The following is a 17,666-nucleotide window of genomic DNA, read 5'->3' on the forward strand; positions in this document are numbered from 1 at the left end:
GAACGGTCGTTCTGTTCATGAGACAGATAATGCACAGGGTTTCAGTCTATGATCCACAGAATATAATCAATACTTCAGGCATAACTCATGCAGCATGAGGTAGCATTCGCTTTATCACCCCACACGGAAGAAACCGGCATGGCACATTCGCTGCTTCTGATTTGCGGCACTCATGCCCGAAGTGTGACGATCCGACACATTGGTCGGTGTCTCGATCAGGGGCTGCTTGAAGAGGCCGCGTTCTGGATCCGCATCCGTAATCAGTTCGACGCGTTGCCTCTGGTTACCAGCATGGCTTCCAATACCCGACAATGACCGTGCGCCCTCCCCTGCCGTCAGACTGAAGCGGAAGAAATTTCGGCTGCCTTGCTTCGGGTATCCGAAGCCACTGATGAGTGGCATGTCGAATAAATTCGATTGAAGCATTCAGCTCAGTTTCTGAGCCGAGGTGTTGAGTGCCGCCATATCTGCCAGATCGCTGACACGCAGCGGGCTGGCGAAATTCTCCCGGGTCCACCAGATCGTATTGCCAGCCCGTGCAGGGGGTGTCAGGTGTGGCGATGTCGCGCAGCATCCAGTCGAGCGGTCCCTGCAGGACGCGGAACAGGATCTCTCTCGTTCGTAGGCTGGCGCAAGGGCGGTAATTTCATCCAGGTGTTCCATCAGCCGTAGCAGACAAACTCCTGCATCCAACAACTCCGGCGTAATAGGTGCGACTGGAAAGCCGGGACTGGGAGGATCACTCCCCGCCATTATCGCCAGATAGGGATGGCCCTCTTCCGACGGATGTAAGGCGCCGACGGCGGCCAGATCGACCGACATCACAAAATAGGTCGCCGGATCATAGCGAAGGGTCCGGCTGCCCACTGTCGTGGTCTTTGACCCTGTCGCATGTTCAAGAAAACAGGGCGAAAACCCGGAACGGGGCTACAGACAGCATGCCTCACGTTCCGGGTAATCTGATTAATAAGGCGGTGGTTGCTATGCGTGCACCACTGACCTCATGCCTTCATGATTAATGCCGATGGTCGCGGCGATCGTCTTCCTGATGATCGTGGTGACGTGCGTCCTCACGGTGTTCGTCTTCACGCATGTCTTTACGGTGCTCTTCCTCTCGCGCATCCTTGCGGTGCTCGTCTTCACGCAGATCTTTGCGGTGTTCGTCCTCACGCATATCCTTGCGGTGCGCCTCTTCCTTATGGTGCTGCTCCATCTCGGCCCGGTCATGATGCATATCATCAGCATGCGCGACGATGGGGGTGAGAAGGCCAGTGGCGACGACGGCAGAAAGGGCGAAGGGAAGAATTTTCATGGGTAATATGTCCTTATCTCGGTCTGGAAGAAAGCTGATAATGACCGCCCGGCCATTGAAATGAAATGTTACAAACGCGGGGCACCCATGCATTTCTCCTAACCTATGGAAATTTATGTATTTCCGCATAAGGAATTTTTAACTGATACTCTGCTGTCTCTCTGACCATTTTACTCTCGGTTTGACGTATTTCTCGTGCTCTATAATTCTGAAATTATGATTATTATTTGAATTAATCATATTTTTAGCGAGGGAAGTAAATCGTAGATGAGACAGTAAAGCATACGGAAGCGTTGAAACGCGAGGCCGTGAGGATTGCGTTAAGCAATAGACTATCGCACGCGCATTGCCGCCGCCCTAAATATTGGCAAAGTCACCTTGGGTAAATGGAGAATGGATTACCGTCCGACCACCGGGCCGACATCTGGGCTTCAGACTGATCTGACCCGTGAGAATGAACGTTTTCGTCTGGAGAACCGGATCCTCAGGGAGGAGAGGGAAATTCTTAAAAAAGCGCCCCGGTTCTTCGCGAACCTGAAATCATGAGGTTCGCCTTCATCCAGCAACATCGGCATGAATGGCCAATCAAGAGGCTGTGCCAGGTGTTACGGGTCTCGGCACCGGGTTCCCGGATCTTGATATCCCCATCTGCCTGCGGCTCCGTGACAACACACAGGGCAAACGGGCAGATTTCAGCATAATCCTGTTGAACGCGGGCGCGGGCTTACCCCAACGCAATATGGTGCAATCGCCATGCACCCGCCTTATGCCTGGCGGATCAATCTATGCATCGGGGGTTGCTCCCGCACCGGGAAAAACGGTGGCAATATGACCAACGGTAAGCCGTTTTTTATAAAATTACGGCGTGCCACCTCGCCGGGAGCCGCTTAAAAAAAATGCCGCCTTTTTTATGAAAAGACGGCACCGGAAAACTGTTCCTTACAGGCGTATGGCGTTCTTATTTGCCAAAAAAATCGGCGATGTTCTGCCATACATTGCGTGCAATGATGTCATGCCCGGCCTGGTTGGGGTGGGTCGTATCGGCCAGCCATTTTGTCTGGTCAAGCACATCGGCAAGAGGCTCACCGGACTGGAAAAGATCGAGTTCGGTATCAGCAGGAATCTTTCCGTCCTCGACCGCAGTCGTCAGTGCCTTGCGCGGCGCGCCCTGCGTCATGGCTTCATCGAGGAAAACAACGTGATAGCCAGAATTTTTCAGGCGGCTGGTGATGTGCCCGAGATTATGGACCGTCTCGCCGGTGCCGATATGGTTGGCTGGCAGGTGGTCATTGAAGCCGCCGAACACGACCGCAACCTTGCGGCCGGGCAGGCCTGCCAGCGCTTCCGCCGCAGGCACCATGTCCAGCATCTGCTTGGTCGTGGCGCCTGATACGGCAAAATTGTAGCTCTTGTAGCGGGCGTAACGCTGCATGAGATAGGGCCAGTTCGTGCCATCGCTCAGGCCGTAGCCCTCTGTCCGGCTATCGCCAATGGTAACGACAAGATCGCGCAGCTGCGGCATGTGGTCGCCCGCCACGGCGGCGGCCGCCTCGAAGTCCTGCTCCTGCTCGGCCGTGGCGTCCTGATCGGCTATGACGATGCCGGTCCACTGCCCGGTATTGCGCCCCTGCTCAAACCAGGAGCCGCCATCGGCATTATAGCCGATATACCCGCCTGAAAACGAACCCTCGGGCAGCGCGCCGCCGAGCACGACGTGGTTATTGCCGTTTTCAAGCCGGTAGCCATTGGGTGTTGCGCTGATGCCAAAGGCGGAGGGGTCGTTGCTGATGATGAGGTTCGTGCGCTGGTCCGGGCTGCGCATGTCGGCCACGTGCACAAAGCCGTCAAGCGTGTAGCTGCCCATGAACACCTTGAATTCCCGCCCCTTCTGCCCGAGCATGAGCGGCACGGGAAAGGCCGAATAGCCGGAATTGGATGAGGCATATGTGCCCGTGGTGCCAAAAAAGAAGCTGTTGGCGGGCACCCTGAGCGTCTGTGGCAGGACAAATCCGCCCGGCCCGTTATTCTCACCCCATGACAGGGTTTCCTGCCCCGAAACCTGCACCGCGCCGATATGCACGACATGGTGCCCCGGCGTCGCCACGAGGTGGTTGCCATGGCCGGTCTGGTCATACACGCGGGTCACGGTGGCGAAGGTGCCTGCGTCACGCGCGGCGAGGACGCGACTGAGGGTCGCGGTATCGAGCGTGCCATCGGGGCGTATGGTGAGCGTGGTGGCAACCGTCTGGCCACCTGCCGTCGTCTCTATATCCACCGCAGGGCCGGAATAGGAGCTGACCATCCGCGTAGGTCCGCCAGCAAAAACGGCATGCGCGCCAAAGGTATCGGCGGGCGCGCCCGGTGTGGGCACGGCGGCCCACTGCGCGGCCCCCGGCATGACCGAGGTTGCGCGCCATACATGGCCGCCCGCCTGCCACAGGTCGCCTGAGGCGTAGCCTTTTTTTACGTCATCATCCTTGCCGGGCGGGCGGTTCAGCCCTTTATTCACGGCGCTATTGGCGGGAATGCAGGTTTCTCCACCCTTATGGTCATCTGCCGGGCATTGCGCCGCCATGCCAAGGGCGGGCAGGCTGCCAACAGCCATGGCCGTGATACAGGCCAGAACTCTTCCGCGCGTTTCCATGTAATACTGTTCCTGAACATAAGGCGCAGGGCATGAATCCGCCCCGGACCGATTGTATTATTGACCGTCAAATGTGTAATGCGCCATCAACATGCCACTGGTTTCTGACCAGGGACCAGCCCGGCTGTAGCCACCTTCCATGCCCATGCGCAACCGATGGTTAAACTGATAGACAATACGCCCGCGCATATTGCCAGCAAGGCCACTTGCCCCATTGCCCGAATAATAGTCAGGCGGGTTCGAGGCCGCGAGCTGCTGCAGGCTGGCACTTGTGGGGTAATAGGGCGCCCCGTTGCTGTGATAGTGCTGGAACCCCGCCTCTCCGCGCAGGAACCACGTCCACCGCTGTTTATGCCCCGACCACTCAACCGGCACCATCGCGCCGTAATACTGCTGTGGTGAGAAGTAGCCGCCCTGCCCCCATGTAAAGAAGTAACTGTCACGCTTGTAACCAAAATACATGAGGTCCAAACCCACACGCAACCACTGCCGGTCATGGGTCTGCCATACCGTGGCGGTGCCGCCTGCACCGGCTTCGACCTCGGTATTGCTCTGCACATGCGTGCCATCGAGGTAGGCAAAGCCGCCACCGGCATAGATATTCCACCCCGGCGCGGACCATTCCAGCGCGCCATGGCCGAACATGCGCGTCACCCCGCCCCACACCCGGTTCGTGCCCGGATCGTGCATGCCCGCATAGGACAGTTCGCTATCCGTGACCATGCGGCGGCCCCCGCTTATGCGCAGGCCGAGGTTACGGGTCAGACGCGGGGCGAATTCCACGCCCCCCACCACATTGGTGATGGGGAAGCCCAGCGGAGAAGACCCCACATCGGCCGAGAACCAGTGATTGACGTAGTTCAGGCTCAGCCCCACGCCCTGCGTATAGTAATGATGGTATGCCCCCGGCAGGGCTCCATTGATGGAATAGGTGCCGAACTGATGGGCTGAATAGGAATTGTTCAGCGCATCGCCCGTAAACAGTAGCGTGGGCGTGACCGAGAAGGACAGCCGGTGCTCCCATGATTCAAACGGCAGCGTGCCGGTTATGGGAATGGCGAATTCCGTCAGCTGCCCCAGCCCCGCAGTACCCGTGCGGCTGCGCACGAAGCTGTTGGCGTCGATCTGTGGCGATATGGAATCGCGCAGATAGACGATCTGCCGGTCCATCGCCTCGGGGCCATCATCTTCGGGGATGTAATGATAGGTCGCCGGCAGCGTGGCTCCCTGCAGGTCGATGTAATTGCTGTCAATGAAGGGCCAGCGATAATCGGGCAGGAAGCTTTCATGGCCTTCATACGCGCTTTCGCCATCCAGCGTGCGCTGGGCGCGGCGGGCGTGTTCCACATCGGCAAGCTGGGCACGCGTGTTGCCTGCCACGCGATCGATATCGGAGCGCACTTCCCAGCTCATCGGGCCGTCGGGGTCTTCATGCGCCAGCCGGTCGGCATAGCTCCGCGCCAGATCCATTTTGCTCGCACCGCCCGCATCACGCGCGGCGGCGGCGAGGCCATAGATATTGCGCGGCTTGAGGCGCAGGGCAATCTGGTCTTCCTCCAGCGCGCGCTGGGGCATGTTGCGTGCCTGATATATCCGGCCCATGGCCAGATGCGCCTCGACTGATTCAGGGTGGGCGCGCAGCACGGGGGCCATGACCTGATAGGCCTGCGTGGTCTGGCCGTAGCGGTTGAAGTTATCGGCGGTCAGGATGGCAAGGCCGATGGCGATGTCGTTTCTTATCCGCAACTGTTCCGCCGTGGCGTAGCCCGGAAAGTCGCGAGCCATCGCATCAAAGGTGCTGAGGCAGCGCGTGGCGTCGAACGTGGCATGCAGGCGCAGGTACATCCCGGCATAGGCCAGCATCTGCGCAGCCTTGGGCGGCTGGGTCAGGCGCTCCTCCTGCGCGAGCACCTGCTGGGCTTCACGCGTGGCATGGCGGTCAAGCAGGGCGCCAGCAATCTGCACGCCCCGGTCGCCTGTGGGGTCGGGCTGGCTGGCCAGCGCCACGAGGGCGGCATTATCCGCGCGCGGCGCGCGGTTGAGCGCCTGTATGCGGCGGGCAAGCTCGATCTGGCTGGCGATGCTGTTCATGCCAGCGCTCCGCCCGGTTTCAGGCAGGCGCGCGAGCAGGCGCTCGGCCGTGGTCAGGTCATGTTGCCCCATGGCGTAGATGATCCCGGCCTGCAGGTCATCTGGCGTGACGGATTTTGCGTCTGTCAGGTCATTCATCAGGCTCTGCGCCTGAAAATGGCCGCCTGCATCATCAAGCGCGTGGGCAAGCTTGAGGCGGACCCACGGGTCTGTGGGCTCAATGGCCACGGCCTGGCGCAGCAGGGCAACGCGTTCGTCGGTATCGCGCGTGCGATCGGCGCGGGCGGAAAGGTCGGCGGCCTGTAGGTGTGCCGCCAGCGCCGGGCGCAGCGGTTTGAGGCGTACGATGATATCCTGCGCTTCCGCCCCGCGCCCGGTCTGGATCAGGATGCCGCCCAGATTGAACAGCGCATCGGCATCACTCGGCGCCCGGCTCAGGATTTCGCGGTAGATGCGCTCGGCTTCCGCGTCATGCCCCTGTCTGCGCTCGAGCATGCCTTCCAGCGACAGATAGGTCAGCCCATTGCCGGAGCGGTGGCCCAGCAGGGCAAGATCCGTGCGGGCGGCTTCGTAATGGCCGTTATTGATGGCCTGCAGGATGCGCACCACCAGCGGGTCCATGCCACCCACGCCAGATTGCAGCGCCTTGATGGCAGCCCGCCAGTGCGGCGCTGAATCCGGGTCAGCCTGTATGGCCTGCAAAAAATACTGCGTGGCCTGGGCAGGCTGTTGCCGGGCCTGCGCCACCAGCCCCAATCCGCCCAGCGCATCGGCATCATGGGCATTGAGCGCGAGGGCGCGATGAAAGCGTTCCGATGCCCCTTCCAGGTTGTGGCGGGACAGCAGGGCATAGCCCTCCTGGTGGGCGGTTGCGGCGTCGACGCCGTTCTGCGTTTCCTGCGCCTTGTGCAGCAGTTCGCTCACTTCCGTATCATCGGGGTGCAGGCCAAGCCATTCATTATAGAGCGGAATGGTAGGGCCAGTGATCGGCTCCCACAGGAGCGCCTCGCGCCATGCGGCAACGGCCCCTTCCCTGATGCCCGCAGGCACGTTGGAGCGGGCAAGCGCGCGCAGGCCGTCCATGCCCTCCGGGCGCGACGTGACGCGATAGGTCAGGATCCGGTCCAGCAGCAGCCGGGCATCAAGATCGCGCGGGTTGCGCTGCACCCAGGCGGTCAGTTTGGTCTGGGCTTCCTGGCGGCCAAGAATGGTGGCCCCCAGCACGCGGTAATATTCCAGCGCCAGATCGGGTGGCGGGTCGCCGTTCTTGAACAGGGCTTTGTACTTGAACATGGCGGGCATCATCTTGCCTGCCGCCGCAAGGGCGCGCGCCTCGGCCAGGCCCCCGGGGTCTACGGGGCCAGCCTGTATCTGCGCCTTGAGGTCGGCAACCAGCCCTGGCACCGAGCCCTGGCGCTCCAGCCGGGCCAGCGTGGCCGAGGCCTGCGCCGGGTTGCCCTGTGCCATCTGCAGGCGGCCCTGCAGGTACAGCGCTTCAGGGTTATTGGGCTCGAGCGAAAGCGAGCGTTCTATCGTTTCGCGCGCTTTATCAAGGTTATGCTGCCCCAGCCAGTAATAGCCCTGGTTGAGCAGCAGTTCGAGCACGGCGGCCGCATGCGCCATGTGCGCATTCATGGCCGCGCGCTGTGCATCCTGCTCCTGCGTGGGCGTGACCGTGATGGCTGTGCCATCTGTCGCCGCCGGGCTGTTCTGCGTGGCCTGGGCGGGGTCCACCTGAGCCTGCGCCATCTCGCCCGACAGGACGACCCCTGCCATCATGCCGCAGATGAACTTCAGCGTGCTACTTGCCGCGCGCATGGGCTGGGGCGCCATGACCCAGGCTGCGGGCGCACGCCGCCACCCACGCCCCGAAGGCAGCGCGGTGGGGGCATGGTATCGTCCTTTTATGTCGTGCCTAATGAACACGGGACACATAAGAAATATAGAACAGGATCGCAGCCAGCGTCATGCACGCGCCGACAAGCAGGGCAGCGCCACGATTGCGGGCGGAAACCGTAACCCGGTCCTCATAATCAAGGCCGGTGCGCTCAATGAACACGTAGCTCAGCACGCTGATGACAAGGACGATGCCCAGCACGGCAGCCATCATCCACCCATGCACCTGGAAGAAGAACAGGTAATTCGCCACCACGATACCCGGCCAGTGCCACAGATACACCGAGTAGGAAACGACCCCGAGCGGCGAAATCGGCACAAGGCACAGCCTGCCCACCCGTGTTTCGGGCAGCATGATGATGGTGGCCACCGCAAGGCAGGGGAAAATGGTCATGTAGGACGGGCAGGCAAACTGAAGGGTATAGAACAGCCCTGTCCCCACGATCACCGCCAGTGCGATGGCGTAGATGATGTTGGCAACAACCGGGGAAAGGCGTGGCCGGGGAAATATCCAGATCATGGTGCCAAGTGAAAACTGCCACAGGCGATCGAATATATTGTAATAGGCCTGCGTATCACCCTTGACGTAGCTCCACGCGCAATAGGCCACTGACACGGTAAAAATGCCCGAAAGCACCAGCTTGCGGTGTTTGGTCAGCGGCAGCAGCAGCGCCATCAGGAAGATGATGGTATAGAACTGCATCTCCAGCGAGAGCGACCATGTATGCAGGAACGGGTAGGCAATGCTCTGCCCCTGAAAATACCCGACATGCCCCGAGGCCCATATGTTGGACAGGTACACCAGGGCATAGGCCCCGTTGATGGCAATATCGGCCCGGTCACTTTGCAAAACCCACCACAGCATGCCCGCCGAGACCAAGGCAATCATGCACAACAGCGCGGGCAGCAGGCGGAAGAGCCTGCGGCAGACAAACCGCAGGGGCTGGAACGGATGCTGCATGAGCGCCGAGCGCCCCATGAAATAACCCGAGATCACCACAAAGATATCGACGCCAATAAAGCCGCCCTGCAGCCAGCCTGCATGGAACAGGACCACAAGGGCGATGGCAAGGCCACGCAGCCCATCGATATCACGCCGACGATTGAGGGGGAAAAAGTCTTTCTCAAGTATTTCACGCCACCTGCTTGTGGTAGGGGCAGGTTCATTCAGGTGCAGCATCAACAGTTTTCCACGTCTTGTGCCCGTCATGGGCAGATACGGAAGCTCGCCGCGCGGTGTCGGCCATGCTTCCGTAAGGGGCGACCTTACTGGCCGGTAGCAGGCGGGGCGTCTTTCAGCTTTTCCAGTTCAGGCAGCGTCGCCTGCACGATCGCGTTGCCCCATACCTTGTAGCTTTCAGGCGTTGCATGAATGCCATCAATGGTGTTCACGCTGCCCTGCTTGAGCAGTGCGGTGCCATCAACATAGGTGCAGGGTGCAACTTCACCCTTGAGGAAGCTGGCCATTTCGGTTGCGCGCTGGTCGGTCTTGCCGTAGCGCGGGCTGAACTGGCCCCAGGTCGGCCCCACCCAGATGCACGCGGTCTTGCCAATGGCATAGGTCAGGGTCTTGACCTGCTCGTCCACCCAGTCCTTGGAAACGGAGGCCTGGCCATAGGCTGCCATAGTATCGCCAAGAATCACCATTACCACGTTGGGATGCCATTTGGCCACGAGGTCGCTGATGGGCGGGGGTGATGCGGGCTTCATGTTGGGCGCGCCAATCGGGGCATCGCCAATGCGCTCGGCAGCGCCGCAGCCATTGTTGGGGTTGGGCACGACCCAGTCAGCAGCGGTGGAGGAACACACGCCGTAGGTGACCACTTTTGCGCCCTGGCGGCTGAATTCATCCGGCAGCACGGACAGGAGGGAGTCCTTGAACGTAACGTGACTGTCACCGATGATCAGCAGCGTGAGGCCAGCAAGAAGAGCACTCATGAATTACTTCTCCGTATAAGAATTTATTTATGGGCCAGGGGTGGCGCTACAGGTCTTCCCGCCCGGACTGGCCGCACCGTGTTTTGGTCAGGCCAGCCATGGCGGGGGCGTCGTGCCTTATGCCTCACCGGTCCTGTCATCATCGAGCACGCGCCTGCGTGACTTGGCGCGCAGCCAGCTCCATGCCCCGAACGCGGTCAGCCCCGCTCCTGATAGACCGGTCAGGTAAAGAAGGAAAGGATGATAACTCAGATACCGGTCCAGTTGCAGCCACAGCGGCAGCGAGCCCACTTTATAGGTTGGCGCGGTGCGGTAACTGGTAAACTGCTCGGCGTTCTTGAGCACCAGATCCCCCTGGATGGAGGACAAATCCTTGGTGTTGCGCAGGCTGAGCACCAGGTCATGGATGCGCTGCGGTGTATCCCCCACGAAGGCAATGACCGAGCGGTGGCTGTCATAGGGCGACTGCGCGCCGATCATGACCCCGGCCTCGGCAATCGGCGCATTGAGGTGGGCGGTCACGCCGTTGAGGAGACCTGCATGATCGTGGTCCTGAAACAGGTACCAGATGCCCTGTAGCCCCATGCTCTGGCCAACCCGCACGTGGCCGTCCTTGATCACGTAGGGCGAGCGTGACAGCAGGTCTGCTTGCCCATTCAGCCGGTCGGCGGTGGAGAGCAGGATGATATCACCCTTCGGGGTGGTATTTTTCATCTGGTCTACCGTCATGACATGCACGCCTGCGGCGGGGTACCACGTTGTTGCCCCGAAGAAGCCCATGAGGTCGAGGAACGAGCCTGCGGTACCTGCATCCGGGGCTTGCGGCAGGATGATCGTTGTCTCGGACAGATCGGCCATGCGGGAGAACGGAAACGCGGCCTCGGCAAAATAGGACAGGTTGGGCAGTTCGGCGTAATGGTAGCCTCGGCGGAAATCGAGGGTGGAATCTGAATCCACGCTCATGCGGATATCGCCAGGCGTGCGGCGGCATGCGCCCCGGTCAATCGGTCGGGCATCAAAATTGAACTGGAGCTGGTTCTGGCCAAACAGCAGCCACGGCGGCAACGCCGTCATGTGACCCGTGGCGCCGGCATGCTGGTTGACCGTAACCGGCCGTTTGAGGCCGCCTTATGATTGAGGATTGTGACTGGTAACTTACCGTCGTTAACGACGTCGTTATTGACGTCATTTGAGAGGTAAGAATGACCCAGGAAATCCTGATTGGCGTTGAACGCCGCCGCCGCTGGTCGGATGAACGGAAGCTGGCGATACTGGCTGAAGTTGGTGTGGATGGAGCAAGTGTATCGGATGTGGCACGTCGACATGACCTGACCCGCCAACATCTTTACCAATGGCGGACGTCATTCCGTCAAAGACTATCTTCCCCAGATCAGTCTGTGGCGTTTGTTCCTGTTGCTTCAGTGACGACACCTGCTGTGGCATCTGGCGGTGATCCTGACGAACTGGCCATAGTGCTGCGCAATGGCCGTAGTATCAGGGTGACGGGACATCCTGCCGAAGATCTTCTGGCCCGGGTCATCCGGATTGCGGAGACGGCATGATTGGCGTGGGCAACGGCGTGCGTGTCTATCTGGCCTGCGGGGTGACCGATATGCGCAAGGGCATATCGGGTCTGGCAGCACTGGCACAGGACGTGCTGCGTCAGAACCCGACATCAGGGGCGCTCTTTGCCTTTCGTGGTCGCCGTGGGGACAGGATCAAGCTTCTGATGTGGGACGGTCAGGGGTTCTGTCTTTATTACAAGGTGCTTGAGAAGGGACGTTTTCCATGGCCGTCTCCGGCAGAGGGCGTTGCACGCCTGACGACAGCACAGATGGCCATGCTGTGGGAAGGCATGGAGTGGAGACGCCCTTCCTGGTCTGCACCACCGTCTCGCGTGGCCTGATTTTTATGGCGTGAGAGTGCAGAACATTTTGAATTTTCTTAGGTTTTCTGCTATTTTTTCATAATGACGTCTGCACCTGCGGTCCTGCCTGATGATCCGGATACCCTGAGGGAAATGATTGTTTCCCTGCAGACCGAAGTGGCTCGGCTTTCTGCGTCAGCCCGTGCGTATGAAGCTCTTGTCCAGTCTCTCAAAATCCGGATCGCACGTCTTCAGAAACAGAAATTCGGGGCCAGTTCAGAAAAGATAGACCGTGAGATTGAACAACTCGAACTGCTCCTTGAAGATGTAAAAATCGCCATCGCGGCAGCCGATCCTTCTCCTGATATCAGGGAGCATGATGTCAGCGATGATGCACTCTCTCCCCCACGGCAGCGTGGCAAACCAAAGGTTTCTGACACGACACCACGGGAGCGTATTGTTCTCGACCCAGGTGAGGCCTGTCCTGCCTGTGGCGGTCCCCTGCGTCTTGTAGGCGAAGATGTCACCGAAATACTGGACTTTATTGCGGCAAAACTGAAAGTTGTCGAAACGGCACGGCTGAAGAAATCCTGCCGTCACTGCGAAACACTGGTGCAGCCTGAAGCACCGTCGCGCCCTGTCCCACGGGGGATGGCTGGCACCGGGCTTTTAGCCCATATCCTGGTCTCGAAATTCGATGACCACATTCCGCTTTATCGTCAGAATGAGATCTTTGCCCGTCAGGGTGTGGACATTCCCCGTTCAACCCTGATCGACTGGTGTGGTCAGGCCGTTGCCGTTCTGCGTCCTCTGACAGATCTGATCCGTCAGGATGTCGTAAAGGCAGACCTGCTACATGCTGATGATACACCCATCCAGGTTCTTGACCCCCGTCTGCGTCAGGCTGGCAAACCCCGGGGCGTGAAGGAAGGGCGGATCTGGAGCTATCTGCGCGATCCCCGCCCATGGGGAGGGAGTGATCCGCCCGCCGTGGCCTACTGGTTCTCTCCCGATCGCAAGGGGATCAATCCCCAGACCCATCTGGCACAGTTCCGGGGCATTCTGCAGGCTGACGCCTACGCCGGGTTCAGGGATCTGTATAAACCAGACGCAACAGGAACCGTGCACGTGCGCGAAGCGGCCTGCTGGGCTCATCTCCGCCGGGCCTTCCATGATGTCTGGAAGGGCAGTGATTCGACAATCGCAAGGGAAGCACTTGAACAGATCGGAGAGCTCTACGATATCGAGCGCCAGATCACCGGACACCCGGCCCCGTATCGTCTGGCTGTCCGACAGGAACAAAGCCGCCCCCGTGTCACAGCATTCCACGCATGGTGCGAAACACAGCTTGCCCGTATCCCTGGAAAGGGGGAACTGGCAAAAGCGATCCGTTATGCGTTCAACCGGTGGAAGGCCTTTACCCTGTTCCTCGAAGATGGTCGTGTCGCCATCGACAACAATCCTGCCGAACGCGCCATACGGCCCGTATGCGTGGGGCGAAAAAATTATCTCTTTGCCGGATCCGACACCGGGGGCGACAACATCGCTGATGCCATGACGCTTATCGAAAGCGCAAAACTCTCCCGGCTTAATCCGCACGATTACCTCGCCGACGTCCTGGCCCGTATCAACGAGCACAAGATCAACCGGCTCCACGAACTGTTGCCATGGAACTGGAAACCCGTGAATACACTGCACAGACAGGCCGCATAATCAAGGCGGCCCAGAGCGGCCGGTTACGGTTGACCAGCCTTTCCGACCATTTCTGCCACACGCCCGGAGGCGAGAGCGAATAGCTCTGCAGGTAGTTGTTGTTGAGGCTGACATCGACGCGTGATGTCTCGAGATCCACCACGGGGCCACCCGGCGCGCGCACCCACATGTTCATAAGGTAAGGCCGCCCCCGCCAGGTATACAGGTCGGGCGGCAGGTGGAACGGCAGCGTCATGCCCGCGGGCGTGTAGCCCCCGCCCTGCAGGTCGGCCGCCCCCACAAGCTCACCAAAGCGCACGGGCCGGTCGGTTGGCACGAAGGCAGGCGCATCATAAGGCTGGCGGGGGTCGAGGGTCACGTCCTCCACCACTTTCGAGGCCACGCCGCCAAGCGTATCGTGTGAAAAGGCCAGGTTGCGTGCAGCCGCCTCGACTTCCTGCGCCGTGCGCCCGGTCACGATCAGGATGATGCCCCACGGGTCATTGGGGTTGGCGACCTCGGCCAGGGTCGGGCCGGTGGGCAGCGTGCCATTGGCATCAAGGGGAATGTTCCGGCCCAATTCAACCGCGTTGCCCGATGCAGGCACGGTCGTGGAAACGGGAAAGGACAGCGCGCGGAAATCGGCGATCTTGCCAAACCATGAGGCGATCACGCCCGCGGCCTTCAGGTCATCCCGGCTGTCGGGGGAAGGCATGACGAACGGAACCCGCAGCGCTGCACGCAGGTTGGGATCGAAAAAGGGTGCAGGCAGGCGCGAGAGCTTGCGCTCGGGCGCGATCCGCACCGTAGTCAGGGTAACGCGCGAACTGTCGGAAATGCGTGCCCACAGGATCTCGTTGAAGAGATCATTACAGTCACGCCTGTATTCCCCGGCAAAACGGAAATTGAGCTTGTTGTCGCCCGTAAAATACAGCGGGTCGACATCGAACGTGATGGGTCCGAACTCGGGGTGGTCAGGGTTGACCTTGATCGTGCCGATATACTGCTCATTGAGCGTAACCGTAACAGCGCTCGCCTCTGGCAGCAGCGAGGGCGAGAGTGCGCCAGACAGGGTAAGCTGTGCGTGCGTGACCACTCGGTTGGCGGGCACGATCACATCAAGCCCCTGCAGCGGGGAGTAGCCGCGCAATGTCAGCGGCCCGGTCGTGGCACCAAGGTCACGGAATGACAGGGTGCGCGTAACCTCCGTATCACTGATGCGGGCCGCGGCCAGCGGGTCGACCGGGGGCGTTACATCAGGCACGATGCCCGTATTGCTGTCACCAAACGGGGTCTGGGCGCTGATTCCGGTCTGGTCCACCGTGGCGGTGGCGGGCGCAGGCGGCAGCCCCTGGGCCAGAGCTGCCGGGATCAGGGCCGTGAAGGCTGCGAGGAAGGTGGCGGATAGGGCAGCCCCACTGCGGGCGCCGCGTTGGGCAGGTTTCAGCACGAGGCTCTGTTTCTCCAGTTTTTCTTCCACCATGGGCACGGTGATTTCCTCTGCCTGCGCAATGGGGCGGGGTTTTTCTGGCTTGCGCCATTTAAAGAGGTCGCCAATGCTCCTGAACACCATGGCGATGCTGCGTAAGGGGCGGTCGGGCGGGAAGTCGGCCCAATTGGCCCAGGCATCGTTCCGTCCGAACACCATATCGACCACCTGACGTTCATCGTTCAGGTCACGGCGCACCCATCGCAGCCGCAGGTTGCCCGGGTGCATGGCCATGACCTTGGCGGGCACGTGCGTATGAATGCCGTCGCGCTCGTTATCGTAGCTGACCATGACGGTCTGTGGCGTTTCGACATCATGCGGCCAGTTCATGTTGACCGACAGGCCGCCGAGCGAGATGTCATGCGTATGGGCATGGAATGCCCTGCCCTGCTCATCGGTAACGGTTACGGGCAGGCGCACGCTAATGCGCGGCGCGCTCCGGGTCTGGCGCGTTTCACGCCCCACGGCAATGGCGGCCAGCACGATAATGAGGCTGATGACCACCCACAGGGTATTGAGTGCGAAGGACTGGAGCGCAAGGCGGTCGTGATATTGCCAGATGATGCCAAATATGCCGCGCACAAGGGCTGCAAACAGGATCAGCGCCAGGATGATATTGGGGTACACCGCGCTGAAATCGAAATAGCCGCGCTCCAGCAGGCCGCCCTTGTCGGTCACGTTGAACTTGCCCTTATGGGGCTGGAGCAGGGTTACGATCGTGATCCGCACCAGGAACAGCGCGAGCGAGGTTTCATAAATCTCGCTCCAGAAGGAATAGCGCCACCGCCCCTCGACACGTGAAAGTGTCATGATGGAATGAAAGATATGGGGCAGCGCATAGGCGCTGATGGCCAGCGGCGATGCCGCGATGATGTTTTCACCAAGGAAAAGATAGGCCAGCGGCGAGACCAGAAAGGTCACCCTTGGGATGGCGAACAGGAAGTGCGACATGGCGGAAAGATAGCAAAGCCGCTGCTCCCACCGCAGGCCACGGCCAAGCATGGGGTTGTCGAGCCGCATGATCTGGAGCATGCCGCGTGCCCAGCGCACGCGCTGGCCGATGTGCAGGATCAGGCGCTCGGTCGCAAGTCCGCCTGCCAGCGGTTCGCGCAGGTATCCGGTGCCCCAGCCCTTGCGCTGCATCTTGAGCGCGGTATGGGCATCTTCGGTTACGGTTTCGGTGGCGAAGCCGCCAATCCCCATCACGGCGGAGCGGCGGATGACGGCGCACGAACCGCAGAAGAACGTTGCGTCCCAGAAATCATTTCCATCCTGCACCAGGCCGTAGAACATGTTGCCTTCGGGCGGCACATGCATGCCGGCAGCCAGATTGCGCTGGAACGGATCGGGCGCGTAGAAATGATGCGGGGTCTGCAGAAGGGCAAGGTTGGGGTCGGCAATCATCCAGCCGATGGTTCTTTTGAGAAAGCCACGGGTGGGAACATGATCGCAGTCGAAGATAACGGCGAATTTTCCGTCCGTTACCTTCAGGGCATGGTTGAGGTTGCCAGCCTTGGCGTGGTTGTTTTCCGCGCGGATGATATACCCTGCGCCTGATTCGAGCGCAAAATCACGGAACGCAACGCGCCTGCCATCATCAAGAATATAGACGTTGAGCTTGTCGGCCGGCCAGTCGAGTTCCAGCGCACCAAGAACCGTCGAGCGCACGAGGGACAGTTCTTCGTTATAGGATGGTACATAGACATCCACGCTCGGCCAGTCGGCCGGATCCTCAGGCAGGGCATGCTCCCTGCGTTCCAGCGGCCATGACATCTGGAAGTAACTCAGGCACAGCGTGACCAGGGCATAGGTCTCGGCCAGCAGGAGCAGAACGGACAGGGCGCCCTGTATCCACCCATGAAATTCCAGCGTGGTGGTCAGCCGCCATACAATGTAGCGCAGGGATACAAACAGTGACAGCATCATCAGGAAAATGGTGATGCCCCGCCCCGGCCTGCGGTTGAGTACAAGCAGGAGCGTGACCGTGCCAAAGCACAGCAGGCCCTGTGAATACAGGCTGAGCGTTATGGACCCCGCGAACGCCATGATGAATGCACCAACAGCAACCGGCGCCCATGGAGGCATCCGGCTGAGCGGTGTCTTTTTCATCAGGACCGTAACTTTGTCCGTTATGCGTTTTGCCCTGAACATGTTCAGCTATATCGCTGCCTTGCAACCGTTAATATTCAATCTTCCCCGAGGCATTGCCCCATGGGGGAATGCGCCAATCCAATATGAACGATGTTCATTTTACACCAAAAGTCAGTCCCTGCGTCGGAGTCGAATAATTACAAATGAATGCAGTAGGATGAAAGCGTAGCTGGTTGTATGGGCACAAAGGCTTTCCGCCTCAGTTCCTTATGGTATTAATTTCCGATTAATTTCCTGTCAAGAAAAAAGCATCTCCTATGTAGGAGGGCGAAACATTTCTTCTTTTTCCTAAAGATGGGAATTTTATGATTTTTTCCAACTATTTAAATGATTTTTACCACTGCATTCCAAATATATAAACACATGAAAATTCATATTTTTTACAAAATTAATGTCTGTTTATGATGAGAAAGCGCCCATGAGTGGCATCTCGTGAACGGGGTTATATGAACAGGGTTTATAAAGTTGAGGGTCGGGATCCAGGAAGGGAATTATGTAGTCCGGCCCCACCTCATCGCCGGGCTGATTAATAAAGAGGGCGCATGGTATTTTCTGCCTGACGGCAGGCCGGGGCCACGCTGTCAAG

The 17,666-nt window shown here is 59.6% G+C and carries 10 protein-coding genes and 2 pseudogenes; 3 read left to right on the forward strand and 9 right to left on the reverse strand.

Annotated elements, in window-relative coordinates; translation table 11 throughout:
* Window positions 1-114: 114 nt before the first annotated feature.
* The 8 genes and pseudogenes from R5N89_RS07060 to R5N89_RS07095 form a co-directional block, all read right to left on the reverse strand.
* On the reverse strand, window positions 115-426 hold the full coding sequence (locus R5N89_RS07060) for a hypothetical protein (protein WP_110569852.1): 312 nt from the start codon (window positions 424-426) through the stop codon (window positions 115-117).
* Window positions 427-867 carry an AraC family transcriptional regulator gene (locus R5N89_RS07065; RefSeq protein ID WP_244192251.1) on the reverse strand — a complete coding sequence of 147 codons (441 nt, stop codon included), beginning with the start codon at window positions 865-867 and terminating at the stop codon, window positions 427-429.
* A gap of 148 nt (window positions 868-1,015) precedes the next feature.
* The gene (locus R5N89_RS07070) at window positions 1,016-1,312 is read right to left on the reverse strand and encodes a hypothetical protein (protein WP_167400897.1); all 297 of its coding nucleotides are present in this window, start codon (window positions 1,310-1,312) and stop codon (window positions 1,016-1,018) included.
* Window positions 1,313-2,270: 958 nt separating this feature from the next.
* Window positions 2,271-3,956 carry an SGNH/GDSL hydrolase family protein gene (locus tag R5N89_RS07075; protein ID WP_110569850.1) on the reverse strand — a complete coding sequence of 562 codons (1,686 nt, stop codon included), beginning with the start codon at window positions 3,954-3,956 and terminating at the stop codon, window positions 2,271-2,273.
* A gap of 57 nt (window positions 3,957-4,013) precedes the next feature.
* On the reverse strand, window positions 4,014-7,880 hold the full coding sequence (locus tag R5N89_RS07080) for a cellulose biosynthesis protein BcsC (protein WP_244192250.1): 3,867 nt from the start codon (window positions 7,878-7,880) through the stop codon (window positions 4,014-4,016).
* Window positions 7,881-7,962: 82 nt separating this feature from the next.
* Window positions 7,963-9,123: an acyltransferase gene (locus tag R5N89_RS07085; protein WP_110569849.1), complete on the reverse strand. Its 1,161-nt coding sequence runs from the start codon at window positions 9,121-9,123 to the stop codon at window positions 7,963-7,965.
* An 86-nt stretch (window positions 9,124-9,209) separates the two neighbouring features.
* The gene (locus tag R5N89_RS07090; protein ID WP_110569848.1) at window positions 9,210-9,881 is read right to left on the reverse strand and encodes an SGNH/GDSL hydrolase family protein; all 672 of its coding nucleotides are present in this window, start codon (window positions 9,879-9,881) and stop codon (window positions 9,210-9,212) included.
* 117 nt (window positions 9,882-9,998) lie between these two features.
* Window positions 9,999-10,985, reverse strand: a pseudogene (locus tag R5N89_RS07095) (cellulose biosynthesis cyclic di-GMP-binding regulatory protein BcsB); the annotation flags it as partial.
* A gap of 98 nt (window positions 10,986-11,083) precedes the next feature.
* Between R5N89_RS07095 and tnpA the strand changes: the two are divergent.
* The 3 genes from tnpA to tnpC all read left to right on the forward strand — a co-directional run bounded on the left by tnpA (window position 11,084) and on the right by tnpC (window position 13,461).
* The gene (tnpA, locus tag R5N89_RS07100; protein ID WP_007400224.1) at window positions 11,084-11,443 is read left to right on the forward strand and encodes an IS66-like element accessory protein TnpA; all 360 of its coding nucleotides are present in this window, start codon (window positions 11,084-11,086) and stop codon (window positions 11,441-11,443) included.
* The gene (gene tnpB, locus R5N89_RS07105) at window positions 11,440-11,787 is read left to right on the forward strand and encodes an IS66 family insertion sequence element accessory protein TnpB (protein ID WP_010510701.1); all 348 of its coding nucleotides are present in this window, start codon (window positions 11,440-11,442) and stop codon (window positions 11,785-11,787) included. Before tnpA ends, tnpB begins: the two co-directional genes overlap by 4 nt.
* A 63-nt stretch (window positions 11,788-11,850) precedes the next feature.
* Window positions 11,851-13,461 carry an IS66 family transposase gene (gene tnpC / locus R5N89_RS07110; RefSeq protein WP_130732979.1) on the forward strand — a complete coding sequence of 537 codons (1,611 nt, stop codon included), beginning with the start codon at window positions 11,851-11,853 and terminating at the stop codon, window positions 13,459-13,461.
* 22 nt (window positions 13,462-13,483) lie between these two features.
* Here the strand turns inward: tnpC and bcsA are convergent.
* Window positions 13,484-17,038: pseudogene (gene bcsA, locus R5N89_RS07115) on the reverse strand (UDP-forming cellulose synthase catalytic subunit); the annotation flags it as partial.
* Window positions 17,039-17,666 lie beyond the last annotated feature (628 nt).

Origin of the sequence: Komagataeibacter sucrofermentans DSM 15973 (genome assembly GCF_040581405.1) — a bacterium.
Taxonomy (GTDB): domain Bacteria; phylum Pseudomonadota; class Alphaproteobacteria; order Acetobacterales; family Acetobacteraceae; genus Komagataeibacter; species Komagataeibacter sucrofermentans.

Excerpts from the sequence above, each read along its gene's own strand:
- R5N89_RS07070 (WP_167400897.1), bottom strand. The coding sequence starts at position 1,312 with ATGAAAATTCTTCCCTTCGCCCTTTCTGCCGTCGTCGCCACTGGCCTT.
- tnpA (WP_007400224.1), top strand. The coding sequence starts at position 11,084 with ATGACCCAGGAAATCCTGATTGGCGTTGAACGCCGCCGCCGCTGGTCG.
- R5N89_RS07080 (WP_244192250.1), bottom strand. The coding sequence starts at position 7,880 with ATGGCGCCCCAGCCCATGCGCGCGGCAAGTAGCACGCTGAAGTTCATC.
- tnpB (WP_010510701.1), top strand. The coding sequence starts at position 11,440 with ATGATTGGCGTGGGCAACGGCGTGCGTGTCTATCTGGCCTGCGGGGTG.
- R5N89_RS07075 (WP_110569850.1), bottom strand. The coding sequence starts at position 3,956 with ATGGAAACGCGCGGAAGAGTTCTGGCCTGTATCACGGCCATGGCTGTT.
- tnpC (WP_130732979.1), top strand. The coding sequence starts at position 11,851 with ATGACGTCTGCACCTGCGGTCCTGCCTGATGATCCGGATACCCTGAGG.
- R5N89_RS07085 (WP_110569849.1), bottom strand. The coding sequence starts at position 9,123 with ATGCTGCACCTGAATGAACCTGCCCCTACCACAAGCAGGTGGCGTGAA.
- R5N89_RS07090 (WP_110569848.1), bottom strand. The coding sequence starts at position 9,881 with ATGAGTGCTCTTCTTGCTGGCCTCACGCTGCTGATCATCGGTGACAGT.
- R5N89_RS07060 (WP_110569852.1), bottom strand. The coding sequence starts at position 426 with ATGCTTCAATCGAATTTATTCGACATGCCACTCATCAGTGGCTTCGGA.